Below are 16,613 nucleotides of genomic sequence, written 5' to 3'. Positions count from 1 at the left end.
ATTATTTTCCTCCTTCCTCTTTTTTCTTCTTAGTAGGAAGAACCTCTCCACGATAGATCCAAACTTTAACGCCTAATTTACCATAAGTAGTGTCAGCTTCAGCTGTACCATAGTCAATATCAGCACGAAGTGTGTGAAGTGGAACAGTTCCTTCACTGTAATGTTCAGAACGAGCGATATCAGCACCGCCAAGACGACCAGATACCATTGTTTTGATTCCTTGTGCACCAGCGCGCATAGCACGTTGAATTGTTTGCTTTTGAGCACGGCGGAAAGAAATACGGTTTTCTAATTGACGAGCGATGTTTTCAGCTACTAATTTAGCATCTAAATCAGCTCTTTTAATTTCAAGAATGTTGATGTGTACACGCTTGCCAGTTAATTGGTTAAGAGCTTTACGAAGTGCTTCAACTTCAGTACCGCCTTTACCGATTACCATACCTGGCTTAGCAGTGTGGATCGTAATGTTTACACGATTAGCAGCACGCTCAATTTCAATCTTTGAAACAGAAGCATCGCTTAAACGTTGGTTGATATATTCACGAACTTTGATGTCTTCGTGTAAAAGATTAGCATAATCTTTACCAGCGAACCATTTAGATTCCCAATCACGAATGACACCAATGCGAAGACCGACTGGATTTACCTTTTGACCCACGGATTATCCCTCCTTCTTTTCTGATACAACGATTGTAATGTGGCTCGTACGTTTGTTGATAGCACTAGCACGACCCATTGCGCGTGGACGGAAACGTTTTAGAGTTGGACCTTCGCCTACATAAGCTTCAGTTACAACCAAGTTGTTAATGTCCATTTCATAGTTGTGCTCTGCATTTGCCACAGCAGATTTTAGAACTTTTTCAATAATTGGAGAAGCAGTTTTCGGTGTGTGACGAAGAATCGCTACCGCTTCACCTATTTGCTTTCCTCGGATAAGATCAATTACTAAACGAGCTTTACGAGGAGCAATACGTACTGTTCTTGCAACGGCTTTAGCTTGCATTTAAAAGCCTCCTCTCATTAACGTCTTGTTTTTTTGTCGTCAGCTGCATGACCTTTATACGTACGTGTAGGTGCAAACTCACCGAGTTTGTGTCCTACCATATCTTCAGTAACGTATACAGGAACATGTTTGCGACCGTCATATACAGCGATCGTTTGACCGATGAATTGTGGGAAAATAGTAGAACGACGAGACCAAGTTTTGATCACTTGCTTTTTCTCTGACTCGTTTAACTTTTCAACTTTTTTGAATAAATGCTCATCTACGAATGGTCCTTTTTTCAAGCTACGGCCCATACTTGTACCTCCCTTCGCGATTGCGCTACGGTTCCTTCGAACCGTAGTACCATCACGTTATTTTTTACGACGACGTACGATGAATTTATCGGACTTATTGGATTTCTTGCGAGTTTTGTAACCAAGAGTTGGTTTACCCCAAGGAGTCATTGGAGACTTACGTCCGATTGGAGCACGACCTTCACCACCACCATGCGGGTGATCGTTAGGGTTCATTACAGAACCACGAACTGTAGGTCTGATGCCTAACCAGCGTGAACGTCCAGCTTTACCAATGTTGATAAGTTCATGCTGTTCATTTCCTACTTGACCAACTGTAGCGCGGCAAGTAGCAAGGATCATGCGAACTTCACCAGAAGTTAAACGAACTAATACGTATTTGCCTTCTTTACCAAGCACTTGTGCAGAAGTACCGGCAGAACGTACTAATTGTCCGCCTTTTCCAGGTTTTAATTCGATGTTGTGGATAACTGTACCTACTGGGATATTTTGAAGAGGAAGTGCATTTCCTACTTTAATATCAGCCTCAGGTCCAGAAACAACTTGTAAACCTACTTCTAGGTTTTTTGGAGCAAGGATATATCTTTTCTCACCATCTGCATAATTGATAAGTGCAATGTTTGCAGAACGGTTCGGATCATACTCAATTGTAGCAACGCGTCCTGGTATACCATCTTTATCGCGTTTAAAGTCGATAATACGGTATTGACGTTTGTGACCGCCGCCTTGATGACGTACAGTAATTTTACCTTGGTTGTTACGACCGCCTTTTCTGTGTACAGGCGCAAGTAATGACTTTTCTGGTTTGTTTGTTGTAATCTCAGCGAAATCAGAAACTGTCATGCCGCGACGACCATTTGAGGTTGGTTTGTACTTTTTAATCGCCATCTCGTTTCCCTCCTATCTTGAAAAATGTATTAGACTTCGAATAATTCGATTTCTTTGCTGTCAGCTGTTAATTTAACAACTGCTTTTTTACGCTTATTAGTAAGACCTGTATAACGACCTACACGCTTATATTTGCCTTTGTAGTTAAGTACGTTAACTTTCTCAACTTTTACGCCAAAGATCGCTTCGATAGCATCTTTAACTTGAGTTTTGTTAGCTTTAACGTCTACTTCAAACGTGTACTTTTTCTCAGTCATTAAGTCTGTTGAAAGTTCAGTGATTACGGGGCGCTTAATAATATCACGAGGATCTTTCATTATGCAAGCACCTCCTCTACTTTTTGCACCGCTGCTTTCGTAATAACAAGCTTCTCATGGTTAAGTACATCTAAAACGTTAATAGAATTAGCTGTAAGAACTGTAATGCCAGGGATGTTACGGGCTGATAATTCAACTGTTTCGTTTACATCAGCAGTAACGATCAATGCTTTCTTTTCAATAGAAAGACCTGTTAGAATAGAAGTCATTTCTTTTGTTTTAGGAGCATTCATTAGTAAGTCTTCTAATACTAATACGTTGTTTTCTTGTACTTTAGATGATAAAGCTGATTTGATCGCTAAACGGCGAACTTTTTTTGGTAATTTGTAAGCATAGCTGCGTGGTGTTGGACCGAATACGATACCACCGCCGCGCCATTGTGGTGAACGGATAGACCCTTGACGAGCACGTCCAGTGCCTTTTTGGCGCCAAGGTTTACGACCTCCGCCACTAACTTCTGAACGATTTTTAACTTTGTGATTTCCTTGACGTAAGGAAGCTCTTTGCATGATAACCGCTTCGAATAAAACGTGCTGATTAGGTTCGATACCAAATACAGAATCATTCAGTTCGATTTCACCAACGTTTGATCCGCTTTGGTTTAATAATGCTACTTTCGGCATTATCGAATTCCTCCTTTCTTGAAAAAATTATTTAGATTTAACGGCACTCTTTACTGTGATAAGTGCTTTTTTAGGTCCAGGTACATTTCCTTTGATCAATAGCAAGTTACGTTCAACGTCAACTTTGATGATCTCAAGGTTTTGAACAGTGATGCGCTCTCCGCCCATACGTCCTGGCAATAATTTGTTTTTGAATACACGGTTTGGAGCAACAGGACCCATTGAACCTGGGCGACGGTGGTAACGAGAACCATGTGACATCGGTCCGCGAGATTGGTTATGGCGTTTGATTGAGCCTTGGAAACCTTTACCTTTCGATATTCCTGTTACATCTACTACATCTCCAGTAGAGAAAATATCAACTTTGACTTCCTGACCAACTTCATACTCACCAGCTTCTCCGCGGAATTCCCTTACGAAGCGCTTAGGTGCAGTATTAGCTTTTGCAACGTGTCCTTTTGCAGGTTTGTTAGAAAGTTTGTCGCGTTTGTCTGAGAAACCAACTTGAACAGCTTCATAGCCGTCACTTTCAACAGTTTTCAATTGTAGAACCACGTTTCCAGTAGCCTCAATTACTGTTACCGGGATAAGGTCACCCTTTTCCGTAAATACTTGAGTCATACCAATTTTTTTACCTAAGATTCCTTTGGTCATTAGTCACACCTCCTATAATGTGTTATAAATCTATTTTTGAAATTAAAGTTTGATTTCAATGTCAACGCCTGACGGTAAGTCTAATCGCATTAATGCATCAACAGTTTGTGGTGTTGGGTTAATGATATCGATCAAACGTTTGTGCGTGCGCATTTCAAATTGCTCACGAGAATCTTTGTATTTGTGTACCGCACGAAGAATCGTATAAATCGATTTTTCAGTTGGCAACGGGATCGGACCAGAAACGTTAGCACCTGAACGTTTTGCTGTTTCAACGATCTTCTCAGCAGATTGATCAAGAATTCTGTGATCATATGCTTTCAAACGAATACGAATTTTTTGTTTTGCCATTATTTTCCCTCCTTTTCGCCTACTTTTAAAATAGACTTTCTCCGTAGAAATTTTCCGTACACTCGCCATGGCAAAGCGGCCGTGTGTATCGGCAACCTCCTACTTCATCGCAGTCAAAGACCAACATTGTCTATTATATAAAAAATCCGTGCCCAATGCAAGAAGAAAATAAAGTTTTTACTTTCTTGCGCACTTTTACTATTATACATACTTCATAGTCGTATGACAAGAGAATCAGCAGCTGGAAAATCTTTTTGCTGATTGGATAAAATACTTCTAATAGAAGAGATTTTTTCATATAAAAAAAGACGAGCATTAAAGCTCGTCTTTTTAAAAGTAGAATTACTCAGTGATCGTAGCTACGACACCAGCGCCTACTGTACGTCCGCCTTCACGGATTGAGAATTTAGTACCTTCTTCAATCGCGATTGGAGCAATTAGTTCAACAGTCATTTCGATGTTATCGCCAGGCATAACCATTTCAACGCCTTCTGGAAGTTGAATGATACCAGTTACATCCGTAGTACGGAAGTAGAACTGTGGGCGGTAGTTAGAGAAGAATGGAGTGTGACGTCCACCCTCTTCTTTTGAAAGAACGTAAACTTCTGATTTAAATTTAGTGTGTGGAGTGATTGTTTTTGGCTTAGCAAGAACTTGTCCACGTTGGATGTCTTCACGAGAAACCCCACGAAGAAGTGCACCGATGTTGTCGCCAGCTTCTGCATAGTCAAGAAGCTTACGGAACATTTCAACACCTGTTACAGTTGTAGATTTTGGCTCTTCAGTGAAGCCGATGATGTCGATAACATCTCCAACTTTAACTACGCCGCGCTCTACACGTCCTGTAGCAACTGTTCCACGACCAGTGATTGAGAATACATCCTCAACTGGCATCATGAAAGGTTTTTCAGTGTCACGAGCTGGAGTTGGGATGTACTCGTCAACTGCGTTCATAAGTTCAACGATTTTTTCTTCCCAAGCTGCGTCACCTTCAAGAGCTTTTAAAGCAGAACCTTTGATTACTGGAATGTCATCGCCAGGGAAGTCGTATTCAGAAAGAAGGTCACGAACTTCCATTTCAACTAATTCAAGTAACTCTTCGTCGTCTACCATGTCACATTTGTTCATGAATACAACTAGGTAAGGAACACCTACTTGACGAGAAAGAAGGATGTGCTCACGAGTTTGTGGCATTGGACCGTCAGAAGCAGAAACAACTAAGATTCCGCCGTCCATTTGAGCAGCACCAGTGATCATGTTTTTAACATAGTCAGCATGTCCTGGGCAGTCAACGTGTGCATAGTGACGAGTTTCAGTTTCGTACTCAACGTGTGCAGTTGAGATTGTGATTCCGCGCTCGCGCTCTTCTGGAGCAGCATCGATCATGTCGTATGCCATTGCAGCACCTTTACCGCTACGTTTAGCTAATACAGTTGTAATAGCAGCTGTTAAAGTTGTTTTACCGTGGTCAACGTGTCCAATTGTACCGATATTGGCATGCGTTTTGGAACGGTCGAATTTTTCTTTACCCATTCTAAATTCCTCCTTAGAGTCATGATTAATTATATAGATTGCAGAAAATGAAACTTGTCCACTTTCTATTCATACATAAGTAGTTATACTTCAATAAAAGGTGAAAATCAATTATTCACCTTTATTTTTTTTGATAATTTCTTCAGAAATTGATTTTGGAACCTCTTCGTAATGATCAAAATGCATTGAGAATGTTCCGCGACCTTGAGTATTTGAACGTAACGCAGTTGCGTAGCCAAACATCTCAGAAAGTGGAACCATTGCACGTACAACTTGAGCATTTCCGCGTGCTTCCATACCCTCTACTCGTCCGCGACGAGAAGTGATATCACCCATGATATCTCCCATGTACTCATCAGGGATTACAACTTCAACCTTCATAACAGGCTCAAGGATAACAGGGTTACACTTAGATACAGCGTTTTTAAGAGCCATTGATGCAGCAATCTTAAACGCCATTTCACTAGAGTCAACATCATGGTAAGAACCGTCAACCAATGAAGCTTTAACATCGATTAGAGGGTAACCGGCAAGAACACCATTTTTCATTGAGTCTTCTAGGCCAGCTCCAACAGCTGGGATGTATTCACGAGGAACTACACCACCGACGATTTTGTTGTGGAACTCAAAGCCTTTTCCTTCTTCGTTTGGTTCGAATTCGATCCAAACGTGTCCGAATTGACCGCGACCACCAGATTGACGTGCGAACTTACCTTCAACCTTTGCAGATCCGCGGAAAGTTTCACGATATGCAACCTGAGGAGCACCAACGTTAGCCTCTACTTTAAATTCACGTCTCATACGGTCAACAATGATATCAAGGTGAAGTTCACCCATACCAGAGATGATCGTTTGACCAGTTTCAGTATCAGTATGTGCTTTGAAAGTTGGATCTTCTTCAGAAAGCTTCGTCAACGCTGTAGACATTTTGTCTTGGTCAGCTTTTGATTTTGGCTCAACAGATAAAGAGATAACTGGTTCTGGGAAATCCATTGATTCCAAGATAACAAGACTCTTTTCATCACATAGAGTGTCACCAGTAGTAGTATCTTTAAGACCTACTGCAGCAGCGATATCTCCTGCATATACAGTTGAGATTTCCTCACGAGAGTTAGCATGCATTTGCAGGATACGTCCTACACGCTCACGCTTGCCTTTCGTTGAGTTTTGTACGTAAGATCCAGAGTTAAGAACACCTGAATATACGCGGAAGAAAGTTAATTTCCCAACATAAGGGTCAGTCATAACTTTGAAAGCAAGAGCTGAGAATGGACCCTCATCGCTTGATTCACGAGTTACTTCTTCTTCTGTGTCAGGAGTGATACCTTTGATTGAAGGTACATCAAGTGGTGATGGCAGGTAATCAAGAACTGCGTCAAGCATTAACTGTACACCCTTGTTTTTAAATGCAGAGCCACAGATAACTGGGTAGAACTCTACATTTACTGTACCTTTACGGATTCCAGCTTTCAATTCATCGATTGTAAGCTCTTCACCTTCAAGGTATTTCATCATAAGCTCTTCGTCAAGTTCCGCTACAGCTTCTACAAGCTTTCCGCGCCACTCTTCAGCAAGCTCTTTGTACTCATCAGGAATTTCTTTTGCTTCTGAACGAGTACCAAGGTCATCTTCATAGAAGTATGCTACGTTATCTACTAAGTCGATGATCCCTTCAAACTCATCTTCAGCACCGATTGGAAGCTGAATTGGATGAGCGTTTGCTTCAAGACGGTCATGCAATGTTTTTACAGAGTATAAGAAATCCGCACCGATTTTATCCATTTTGTTAACGAATACTACACGCGGTACTCCGTAAGTTGTTGCCTGGCGCCATACTGTTTCAGTTTGTGGCTCAACACCTGATTGTGCATCAAGTACTGCTACTGCACCATCAAGTACACGTAAAGAACGTTCAACTTCAACTGTGAAGTCTACGTGTCCCGGTGTATCGATGATGTTTACGCGATGACCCTTCCACTGAGCAGTTGTAGCAGCAGAAGTGATAGTGATACCACGTTCTTGCTCTTGCTCCATCCAGTCCATTTGAGAAGCACCTTCATGTGTTTCACCAATTTTATGGATACGTCCAGTGTAGAATAATACACGTTCAGTAGTAGTCGTTTTACCGGCATCGATGTGAGCCATGATGCCGATATTACGAGTTTTATCTAAGGAGAACTCTCTTGCCATTTGGTTTTTTCTCCTTCCTATTATAAGGATTATTATATTTTATTGTTAGAATCCTACCAGCGGTAGTGAGCGAATGCTTTGTTAGCTTCAGCCATTTTGTGAGTATCTTCACGTTTCTTAACTGATGAGCCAGTGTTGTTAGCTGCATCAAGAATCTCGTTAGCTAAACGCTCTTCCATCGTTTTTTCACCGCGAAGACGAGCGTAGTTTACTAACCAGCGAAGACCAAGAGTAGTACGGCGGTCAGGGCGAACTTCAACAGGAACTTGATAGTTTGCACCACCCACACGACGAGCTCTTACCTCAAGAACTGGCATGATGTTTTTAAGTGCTTGTTCAAACACTTCGATTGCTTCTTTACCTGAACGCTCTTTCACTAAGTCAAAAGCAGTGTAAAGAATAGTTTGTGCTTTACCTCTCTTACCGTCAACCATAATTCTGTTAATTAGACGAGTAACAAGCTTTGAGTTGTAAAGTGGATCTGGTAATACGTCTCTTTTTGTAACAGGACCTTTACGTGGCATGTTATATCCTCCCTTCATGCTATAATCTTAAGCTTTATATACTTAAGGCATTATTTTTTTGGTGCTTTTGGTCGTTTTGTACCGTATTTAGAGCGGCCTTGCATACGTTTGTCAACACCAGCAGTGTCTAATGCACCGCGTACGATGTGATAACGTACACCCGGTAAATCTTTTACACGTCCGCCGCGGATAAGTACAACACTATGCTCTTGCAGGTTGTGTCCGATACCAGGAATGTAGGCAGTTACCTCAATTCCGTTAGTTAAGCGAACACGAGCATATTTACGAAGAGCCGAGTTCGGTTTCTTCGGTGTCATTGTACCAACACGAGTACATACTCCGCGTTTTTGCGGTGATGAAGTGTTTGTTTGCTCTTTTTTGAAGCTGTTGTAACCTTTGTTTAACGCAGGAGAAGTTGATTTTTCAACTTTGCTTACGCGTCCCTTGCGCACTAATTGGTTAATAGTAGGCATGTTTATGTCCTCCCTTCTCGAAGTTTAATACCACACATCCAGGTGGTTCATATTTGGGCAAAAACAAAGTTTTTGCAGAGGATTTAAAACCCTTGGCAAAAACGGTTTTAATTGATAATAGCTACAGTTACTGCTCCTACTTCTATTCCGCAAGCTTTTCCAAGCTTTTTCATAGAGTCAACCATACTAAAGGGAATGTCCTTCTGTTTAGCAAGTTCAATAATCATTTGTATGATTCTTGAATCTGCGTCTTCAGCAATGATCAGTTCCTTTGCTTGATCAAGTTTTAGAGCCTTTACTGTTTGCTTCGTACCAACAATAATTTTATGTGCCTGCGATACTTTTTCATAAGACATAATAATATATCCTCCAAAGCAACAGGTTTTAATTAAGCACCTAGAACATACTAACATCGTAAGAGATGGATGTCAACTAGATCAATGAAACATTTTTCTAGAATCGTCCATCTCTTTTTCAGTTAGTTAATCTACAGTTACAGTTTCATCTTCCGGCTGTGTGCGCGGGATTGGGTTAACGCGTCTATAGCGCTGCATTCCAGTTCCGGCAGGCACAAGCTTACCGATGATAACATTTTCTTTCAAGCCGAGCAGTTCATCACGTTTGCCTTTAATCGCAGCATCAGTAAGGACACGAGTTGTTTCCTGGAATGATGCAGCCGATAAGAATGAATCTGTTTCAAGTGATGCTTTTGTAATACCAAGAAGGATCGGACGTCCTGTTGCAGGACGTTTGCCGTCAAGCAATACCTTTTTGTTGGCATCCGTAAATTGGTGAACATCAAGCAATGTTCCAGGCAATACATCTGTATCTCCTGCATCCATTACTCTTACTTTGCGAAGCATTTGGCGAACCATTACTTCAACGTGTTTGTCTCCAATTTCTACCCCTTGCATACGGTATACTTTTTGAACTTCACGAAGCAGATATTCCTGAACAGAAGTGATGTCTGTTACTTTGAGCAATTCTTTAGGGTCAATTGAACCTTCTGTAAGTTCCTGACCATGTTTAATTTGGTCGCCTTCAGCCACTTTAAGTCTAGCGTTGTAAGCAGCTGTGTAAGTGCGTGTTTCAACATCGCCTTTAATAACGATTTCCTGTTGTCTGTCACGAACTTCATTTATTTCCACTACTACCCCATCAATTTCAGAAATGGTTGCTTGACCTTTAGGATTTCTCGCTTCAAATAGTTCTTGAATACGAGGTAAACCTTGAGTGATGTCATCTCCGGCAACACCGCCTGTATGGAACGTACGCATTGTAAGCTGAGTTCCTGGTTCTCCGATAGATTGAGCAGCGATAATTCCGACTGCCTCTCCAACTTCAACCTCTGTACCTGTAGCCAAGTTGCGTCCGTAGCATTTTTTACATACACCATGACGGGTGTTACATGTAAATGCAGAACGGATCCATACTTCTTCAATACCTGTTTCAACAATCGCTAAAGCAAGGTCTTCTGTAATGAGGTCATTTTCAGAAACGATGACTTCGCCAGTCTCCGGATGTTTAATTGTTTTGCGTGCATGACGTCCAATTAAACGCTCTTCTAAATGCTCGATTACTTCTGTGCCTTCTTTAATTGATTTCGTCAAGATGCCGCGGTCTGTTCCACAGTCTTCATCACGAATGATTACATCCTGTGCAACGTCAACGAGACGTCTTGTCAAATAACCTGAGTCAGCTGTTTTAAGGGCTGTATCGGCAAGTCCTTTACGCGCACCATGTGTTGAGATAAAGTACTCTAACACTGTTAAGCCCTCGCGGAAACTTGATTTGATTGGAAGTTCAATAATACGTCCAGCCGGGTTGGCCATCAGTCCGCGCATTCCGGCAAGCTGCGTAAAGTTAGATGCGTTACCACGGGCTCCTGAATCACTCATCATGAAGATCGGGTTGCGTTTATCAAGAGAAGCCATCAGTTTGCCCTGGATAACATCTTTAGACGCACTCCAGATGGAAATAACACGTTCATAGCGCTCTTCTTCTGTAATCAGACCGCGTTTGAATTGTTTAAGAACATTATCTACTTTAGCTTGAGCCTCTTTAAGGATCTCTTCTTTTTCGCGCAATACGATGATATCTGATACACCAACCGTAATACCGGCTTTTGTAGAGTATCTGAATCCAAGATCCTTCATGCGGTCAAGCATTTTAGATGTTTCAGTGATATGGAATTTCTTAAAGATTTCAGCAATGATTTTACCTAAGATCCCCTTCTTGAACGGAGGAATAATCTCTTGGCTTTGAATGAATTCTTTTACATTCACATTTGCATCAATAAAGAATTTTTCCGGTGTTTCATCTTCAATATTGCTCTTCGTCGGTTCATTCATATAAGGGAATGAAGGCGGCAGAATTTCATTGAAGATCAATTTTCCTACTGTTGTTACAAGAAGCTTTTTGCGCTGTTCGTCAGTGAATGATTCATTAGGAAGAGAACTCGCTTGAACAGCAATACGAGTATGCAGATGCACATATCCGTTTTGATATGCGATCAATGCTTCGTTCGTATCCTTGAAGACCATTCCTTCGCCGACAGCTTCTTCACGTTCTAATGTCAGGTAGTAGTTGCCTAATACCATATCCTGAGAAGGAGTAACAACAGGTTTTCCATCTTTAGGATTTAGAATGTTTTGAGCTGCAAGCATCAGAATGCGTGCTTCTGCTTGAGCTTCAGCAGATAAAGGTACGTGAACCGCCATTTGGTCACCGTCAAAGTCAGCGTTATATGCTGTACATACTAATGGGTGAAGACGAATTGCACGGCCTTCTACAAGCGTAGGCTCGAATGCCTGAATTCCCAGTCTGTGAAGTGTAGGTGCGCGGTTAAGCAGAACTGGATGCTCTCTGATAACTGCTTCTAATACATCCCAAACCTCAGGAGATACACGCTCTATTTTACGTTTAGCACTCTTAATGTTATGTGCTAAGCCTTTTTCTACTAGTTCTTTCATAACGAAAGGCTTGAATAATTCTAGAGCCATTTCTTTCGGCAATCCGCATTGATACATTTTCAGGTTCGGTCCTACAACGATAACGGAACGGCCAGAGTAGTCAACACGTTTACCAAGAAGGTTTTGACGGAAACGTCCTTGTTTTCCTTTCAGCATGTGTGAAAGGGATTTAAGAGGACGATTACCCGGTCCTGTAACAGGACGGCCGCGGCGGCCATTGTCAATCAAGGCATCAACAGCTTCCTGAAGCATGCGTTTTTCGTTCTGAACGATGATGCTAGGCGCACCAAGATCCAATAGACGTTTTAAACGGTTGTTGCGGTTGATTACACGGCGGTACAAATCATTTAAGTCAGAAGTCGCAAAGCGGCCTCCGTCTAATTGAACCATCGGACGAAGTTCAGGCGGGATGACCGGAAGCACATCAAGGATCATCCATGATGGCTCATTTCCTGAGTTGCGGAACGCTTCTAATACTTCTAAACGTTTGATTGCACGGGTTCTGCGCTGACCCTGTGATGTTTTAAGCTCTTCTTTAAGCTGATCAACTTCTTTGTCCAAGTCGATGTCAGAGAGAAGTTTTTTAATTGCTTCTGCACCCATTGCAGCCTGGAAAGTTGAGCTGTATTTATCACGGTATGCTCTATATTCTTTTTCAGAAAGCAGCTGTTTTTTCTCAAGCGGCGTGTCGCCTGTTTCTGTAACCACGTAAGAAGCGAAGTAAATCACTTCTTCTAGTGCACGCGGAGACATATCAAGGACTAAGCCCATGCGGCTAGGAATGCCTTTGAAATACCAAATGTGTGAAACAGGGGCAGCAAGTTCAATATGCCCCATACGCTCACGGCGAACCTTTGCACGAGTTACTTCAACTCCGCATCGATCACAGACTACACCTTTGTAGCGAACTCTTTTATATTTTCCGCAATGACATTCCCAGTCCTTTGTAGGACCGAAAATGCGCTCACAGAACAAACCGTCTTTTTCTGGTTTTAATGTACGATAGTTAATCGTTTCTGGTTTCTTAACTTCACCGAATGACCACGAGCGAATTTTATCAGGTGAAGCGAGACCGATGTTCATATACTCAAAGTTATTTACATCTAGCAAGGGGCCTACCTCCCTTTTCGTCTTCAGGTTTTACCCTTATTGCTTACTATTCTTTAGTAACTGCGTCTTTTTCTTTTTCCATGGCTGCTGATGAAAGATCATCCGGCTGATCATTCAAGGATAAACCTTCTGATTGCTGTCCTTCTTCATCATCTTCTAAGTCTCTCATTTCGATTTCTTTTTCGTCGCTTGAGAGAATCTTGACATCCATACCTAAGCTTTGAAGCTCTTTAATTAATACTTTGAATGATTCTGGAACCCCAGGCTCCGGAACATTTTCGCCTTTGACGATTGCTTCGTACGTTTTCACACGGCCAACAACATCATCCGACTTAACTGTGAGAATCTCTTGAAGAGTATAAGCTGCGCCATAAGCTTCAAGTGCCCATACTTCCATTTCTCCGAAACGCTGTCCGCCAAATTGGGCTTTACCGCCAAGAGGCTGCTGTGTAACAAGTGAGTAAGGACCTGTTGAACGTGCATGCAATTTATCATCAACCATGTGGGCAAGTTTAATCATGTACATGATACCTACTGATACACGGTTATCAAACGGTTCACCTGAACGGCCATCATAAAGAACTGTTTTAGCATCGCGTGCCATGCCAGCTTCTTCAAGAGTTGACCAAACATCTTCCTCGCGGGCACCATCAAATACTGGAGATGCAACGTGTAAGCCAAGCTTGCGCGCTGCCATTCCAAGATGCAGTTCAAGCACCTGACCGATGTTCATACGAGATGGAACGCCCAGCGGATTTAACATGATATCCACCGGTGTGCCGTCTGGAAGATACGGCATATCTTCTTCAGGAAGAATTCTTGAGATAACACCTTTGTTTCCGTGACGTCCGGCCATTTTATCCCCTTCAGAAATTTTACGCTTCTGAACGATGTATGCACGGACTAACTGGTTAACTCCAGGTGGAAGTTCATCTCCGTCTTCACGGTTGAACACTTTAACATCCAGAACGATACCGCCGCCTCCGTGAGGAACACGAAGTGAAGTATCACGGACTTCCCTTGCTTTTTCACCAAAGATCGCATGAAGCAGGCGTTCTTCCGCAGTCAGTTCAGTTACCCCTTTTGGCGTAACCTTACCAACAAGCAGATCTCCGTCTTTTACTTCTGCACCGACACGGATAATACCGCGGTCGTCTAAGTTGCGAAGCGCATCTTCTCCAACATTCGGGATATCGCGTGTGATTTCTTCAGGTCCAAGCTTTGTATCACGTGATTCTGATTCATATTCTTCGATATGAATAGAAGTATAAACATCATCTTTTACAAGACGCTGACTCATGATGATGGCATCCTCATAGTTGTAGCCATCCCATGTCATGAATGCAACCATAACGTTGCGTCCAAGTGCCAATTCGCCTTTTTCCATAGAAGGTCCATCTGCAAGGATTTCACCTTTAACAACTTCATCGCCGACACTTACAATCGGACGCTGGTTGTAGCAGGTACCTTGGTTAGAACGAATGAATTTAAGAAGGCTGTACTTATCTAAGTTGCCTTTTGTTTTCACGCCATCCACATCTTCGTAGCGTCGTACCCAGATGTTTTTAGCTTCTACTTTTTCAACTACTCCAGGGAACTTACAGATTACTGCAGCACCAGAGTCTTTGCCTGATACATACTCCATGCCTGTTCCGACAATCGGAGACTCAGGGTTCATAAGAGGTACTGCTTGTCGCTGCATGTTCGCTCCCATAAGGGCACGGTTGGAGTCATCATTTTCCAGGAACGGGATACATGCTGTTGCTGCAGAAACTACCTGTTTAGGAGATACATCCATGTAATCCATTCTGTCACGGGACATAACTGTGTTCTCACCGCGGAAACGGGAAACGATGTCCTCATCAATGAATGAACCATCATCTGCTAAACGAGCGTTTGCTTGGGCAACTACATAATTATCCTCTTCATCTGCTGTTAAGTAATCGATGCGGGAAGTTACTTTCCCTGTTTCAGGATCCACGCGGCGATACGGCGTTTCAATGAAACCAAAGCGATTGACTTTAGCATATGAAGACAGAGAGTTGATCAAACCGATGTTTGGTCCCTCAGGAGTTTCGATCGGACACATGCGGCCATAGTGAGAGTAATGAACGTCACGCACTTCAAATCCAGCACGTTCACGTGTTAAACCACCAGGTCCAAGTGCAGACAGACGGCGTTTATGAGTTAATTCAGCAAGCGGATTCGTCTGATCCATGAACTGCGATAACTGAGAGCTTCCGAAGAACTCTTTAATTGACGCAATAACAGGACGAATGTTAATCAGCTGCTGAGGTGTAATTGTATTTGTATCTTGAATGGACATTCTCTCGCGTACAACACGCTCCATACGTGAAAGACCGATTCTGAATTGATTTTGAAGAAGCTCCCCTACAGAACGCAGACGACGGTTTCCTAAATGGTCGATATCATCTGTGTCTCCTACTCCATGAAGCAAGTTAAAGAAATAACTAATTGAAGACAGGATGTCAGCAGGCGTAATATTTTTAACGTTCTCTTCAACATAAGCGTTGCTGATTACGTTAATGACTTTTTCACCTTCTGAATCGATAGGAGCATAAATTTTAATTGATTGAAGCGTCACATCTTCTTCAACAACTCCGCCTGATGGCGTTATTTTTCTGAAGCCTACTCCACTCTCTAAATTAGGAATGATTCGGTCAAGTGTGCGTCTATCAATTAAAGTATCTTTTTCTGCAATAATTTCACCAGTTTCAGGGTCTACCAGTGTTTCCGCAAGACGCTGGTTGAAAAGGCGATTTTTAATATGAAGCTTTTTATTGATCTTGTAGCGTCCTACACTTGCAAGATCATAGCGTTTTGGATCAAAGAATCTTGAATCAAGCAAGCTCTTCGCATTATCCACTGTTGGAGGCTCACCAGGGCGCAGACGCTCATAGATTTCAAGAAGAGCTTTTTCTGTGCTTTCTGTATTGTCCTTATCAAGTGTGTTGCGAAGGTATTCATTTTCACCGAAAAGATCGGTGATTTCTTGATCAGAGCCAAACCCTAGTGCGCGCAAAAGAACCGTTACCGGCAATTTCCGAGTGCGATCAATACGCACATATGCAACATCTTTAGCATCTGTTTCGTACTCTAACCAAGCGCCACGGTTTGGAATGACAGTTGCAGTAAAGCCTTTTTTACCATTTTTATCGACTTTTCCGCTGTAATAAACACTTGGTGAACGTACGAGCTGTGATACGATAACACGCTCAGCACCGTTAATCACAAATGTACCTGTTTCAGTCATCAATGGGAAATCACCCATGAAAACATCCTGATCTTTTACTTCACCAGTTTCCTTGTTAATTAAACGCACCTTCACACGAAGCGGTGCAGAATAGGTAACATCGCGCTCTTTAGATTCCTCTACTGAATATTTAGGATCACCTAAACTATAATCAATAAATTCTAGCGAGAGGTTACCAGTGAAGTCTTCGATAGGAGATATGTCCTGGAACATTTCTCTAAGACCCTCATCAAGAAACCACTGATAGGAAGAGGTTTGAATCTCAATAAGATTTGGTAATTCTAACACTTCACTAATACGTGCATAACTTCTGCGTTGGCGGTGTCGTCCATACTGAACTAGTTGACCTGTCAACTGCTTCACCCCTCAAATCAAGCGTAATATAACTTGTAATATGTACTCGTA

The 16,613-nt window shown here is 42.1% G+C and carries 15 protein-coding genes; all 15 read right to left on the bottom strand.

What is annotated here, in order from left to right:
• Position 1: 1 nt before the first annotated feature.
• The 15 genes from rpsC to rpoB all read right to left on the bottom strand — a co-directional run bounded on the left by rpsC (position 2) and on the right by rpoB (position 16,562).
• Positions 2-658 carry a 30S ribosomal protein S3 gene (gene rpsC / locus K8L98_RS00775; RefSeq protein ID WP_223438942.1) on the bottom strand — a complete coding sequence of 219 codons (657 nt, stop codon included), beginning with the start codon at positions 656-658 and terminating at the stop codon, positions 2-4.
• 3 nt (positions 659-661) lie between these two features.
• A complete protein-coding gene (rplV, locus tag K8L98_RS00770) occupies positions 662-1,003 on the bottom strand; it encodes a 50S ribosomal protein L22 (RefSeq protein WP_029282822.1) in 342 nt (113 codons plus the stop codon).
• A gap of 17 nt (positions 1,004-1,020) precedes the next feature.
• Positions 1,021-1,299 (bottom strand): 30S ribosomal protein S19, encoded by a 279-nt coding sequence (gene rpsS, locus K8L98_RS00765; RefSeq protein ID WP_029282824.1) that lies wholly within the window; start codon positions 1,297-1,299, stop codon positions 1,021-1,023.
• A 57-nt stretch (positions 1,300-1,356) separates the two neighbouring features.
• A complete protein-coding gene (gene rplB, locus K8L98_RS00760) occupies positions 1,357-2,187 on the bottom strand; it encodes a 50S ribosomal protein L2 (protein ID WP_101569376.1) in 831 nt (276 codons plus the stop codon).
• A gap of 29 nt (positions 2,188-2,216) precedes the next feature.
• The gene (rplW, locus tag K8L98_RS00755; protein ID WP_070875231.1) at positions 2,217-2,504 is read right to left on the bottom strand and encodes a 50S ribosomal protein L23; all 288 of its coding nucleotides are present in this window, start codon (positions 2,502-2,504) and stop codon (positions 2,217-2,219) included.
• Complete coding sequence (gene rplD, locus K8L98_RS00750; RefSeq protein WP_223438941.1) at positions 2,504-3,127, bottom strand: 50S ribosomal protein L4; 624 nt, start codon at positions 3,125-3,127, stop codon at positions 2,504-2,506. The genes rplW and rplD overlap by 1 nt, the downstream gene beginning before the upstream one ends.
• A 27-nt stretch (positions 3,128-3,154) precedes the next feature.
• Positions 3,155-3,781: a 50S ribosomal protein L3 gene (rplC, locus tag K8L98_RS00745; protein ID WP_223438940.1), complete on the bottom strand. Its 627-nt coding sequence runs from the start codon at positions 3,779-3,781 to the stop codon at positions 3,155-3,157.
• A gap of 42 nt (positions 3,782-3,823) precedes the next feature.
• Entirely contained in the window at positions 3,824-4,132 is a 309-nt protein-coding gene (gene rpsJ / locus K8L98_RS00740; protein ID WP_029282834.1) for a 30S ribosomal protein S10, read from the bottom strand.
• 342 nt (positions 4,133-4,474) lie between these two features.
• Positions 4,475-5,665 carry an elongation factor Tu gene (gene tuf / locus K8L98_RS00735; RefSeq protein WP_223438939.1) on the bottom strand — a complete coding sequence of 397 codons (1,191 nt, stop codon included), beginning with the start codon at positions 5,663-5,665 and terminating at the stop codon, positions 4,475-4,477.
• A gap of 111 nt (positions 5,666-5,776) precedes the next feature.
• Positions 5,777-7,855 (bottom strand): elongation factor G, encoded by a 2,079-nt coding sequence (gene fusA / locus K8L98_RS00730; protein ID WP_223438938.1) that lies wholly within the window; start codon positions 7,853-7,855, stop codon positions 5,777-5,779.
• A gap of 53 nt (positions 7,856-7,908) precedes the next feature.
• A complete protein-coding gene (gene rpsG / locus K8L98_RS00725; protein ID WP_070875236.1) occupies positions 7,909-8,379 on the bottom strand; it encodes a 30S ribosomal protein S7 in 471 nt (156 codons plus the stop codon).
• A 50-nt stretch (positions 8,380-8,429) separates the two neighbouring features.
• Positions 8,430-8,852 carry a 30S ribosomal protein S12 gene (gene rpsL, locus K8L98_RS00720; RefSeq protein WP_029282841.1) on the bottom strand — a complete coding sequence of 141 codons (423 nt, stop codon included), beginning with the start codon at positions 8,850-8,852 and terminating at the stop codon, positions 8,430-8,432.
• A gap of 107 nt (positions 8,853-8,959) precedes the next feature.
• Positions 8,960-9,208: a 50S ribosomal protein L7ae-like protein gene (locus K8L98_RS00715; RefSeq protein ID WP_223438937.1), complete on the bottom strand. Its 249-nt coding sequence runs from the start codon at positions 9,206-9,208 to the stop codon at positions 8,960-8,962.
• A 126-nt stretch (positions 9,209-9,334) separates the two neighbouring features.
• Positions 9,335-12,934, bottom strand: a complete 3,600-nt coding sequence (gene rpoC / locus K8L98_RS00710; protein WP_223438936.1) for a DNA-directed RNA polymerase subunit beta' — start codon at positions 12,932-12,934, stop codon at positions 9,335-9,337.
• Between the two features lie 46 nt (positions 12,935-12,980).
• On the bottom strand, positions 12,981-16,562 hold the full coding sequence (gene rpoB / locus K8L98_RS00705) for a DNA-directed RNA polymerase subunit beta (protein WP_223438935.1): 3,582 nt from the start codon (positions 16,560-16,562) through the stop codon (positions 12,981-12,983).
• Positions 16,563-16,613: the final 51 nt, after the last annotated feature.

The sequence above is a fragment of the Metabacillus dongyingensis genome, assembly GCF_019933155.2.
Lineage (GTDB): Bacteria > Bacillota > Bacilli > Bacillales > Bacillaceae > Bacillus_P > Bacillus_P dongyingensis.
This window is presented reverse-complemented; position numbering and strand designations above follow the sequence as displayed.

Excerpts from the sequence above, each read along its gene's own strand:
- rplC (WP_223438940.1), bottom strand. The coding sequence starts at position 3,781 with ATGACCAAAGGAATCTTAGGTAAAAAAATTGGTATGACTCAAGTATTT.
- rpsG (WP_070875236.1), bottom strand. The coding sequence starts at position 8,379 with ATGCCACGTAAAGGTCCTGTTACAAAAAGAGACGTATTACCAGATCCA.
- rplB (WP_101569376.1), bottom strand. The coding sequence starts at position 2,187 with ATGGCGATTAAAAAGTACAAACCAACCTCAAATGGTCGTCGCGGCATG.
- rpsL (WP_029282841.1), bottom strand. The coding sequence starts at position 8,852 with ATGCCTACTATTAACCAATTAGTGCGCAAGGGACGCGTAAGCAAAGTT.
- rplD (WP_223438941.1), bottom strand. The coding sequence starts at position 3,127 with ATGCCGAAAGTAGCATTATTAAACCAAAGCGGATCAAACGTTGGTGAA.
- fusA (WP_223438938.1), bottom strand. The coding sequence starts at position 7,855 with ATGGCAAGAGAGTTCTCCTTAGATAAAACTCGTAATATCGGCATCATG.
- rplV (WP_029282822.1), bottom strand. The coding sequence starts at position 1,003 with ATGCAAGCTAAAGCCGTTGCAAGAACAGTACGTATTGCTCCTCGTAAA.
- K8L98_RS00715 (WP_223438937.1), bottom strand. The coding sequence starts at position 9,208 with ATGTCTTATGAAAAAGTATCGCAGGCACATAAAATTATTGTTGGTACG.
- rpsS (WP_029282824.1), bottom strand. The coding sequence starts at position 1,299 with ATGGGCCGTAGCTTGAAAAAAGGACCATTCGTAGATGAGCATTTATTC.
- rplW (WP_070875231.1), bottom strand. The coding sequence starts at position 2,504 with ATGAAAGATCCTCGTGATATTATTAAGCGCCCCGTAATCACTGAACTT.
- rpsJ (WP_029282834.1), bottom strand. The coding sequence starts at position 4,132 with ATGGCAAAACAAAAAATTCGTATTCGTTTGAAAGCATATGATCACAGA.
- tuf (WP_223438939.1), bottom strand. The coding sequence starts at position 5,665 with ATGGGTAAAGAAAAATTCGACCGTTCCAAAACGCATGCCAATATCGGT.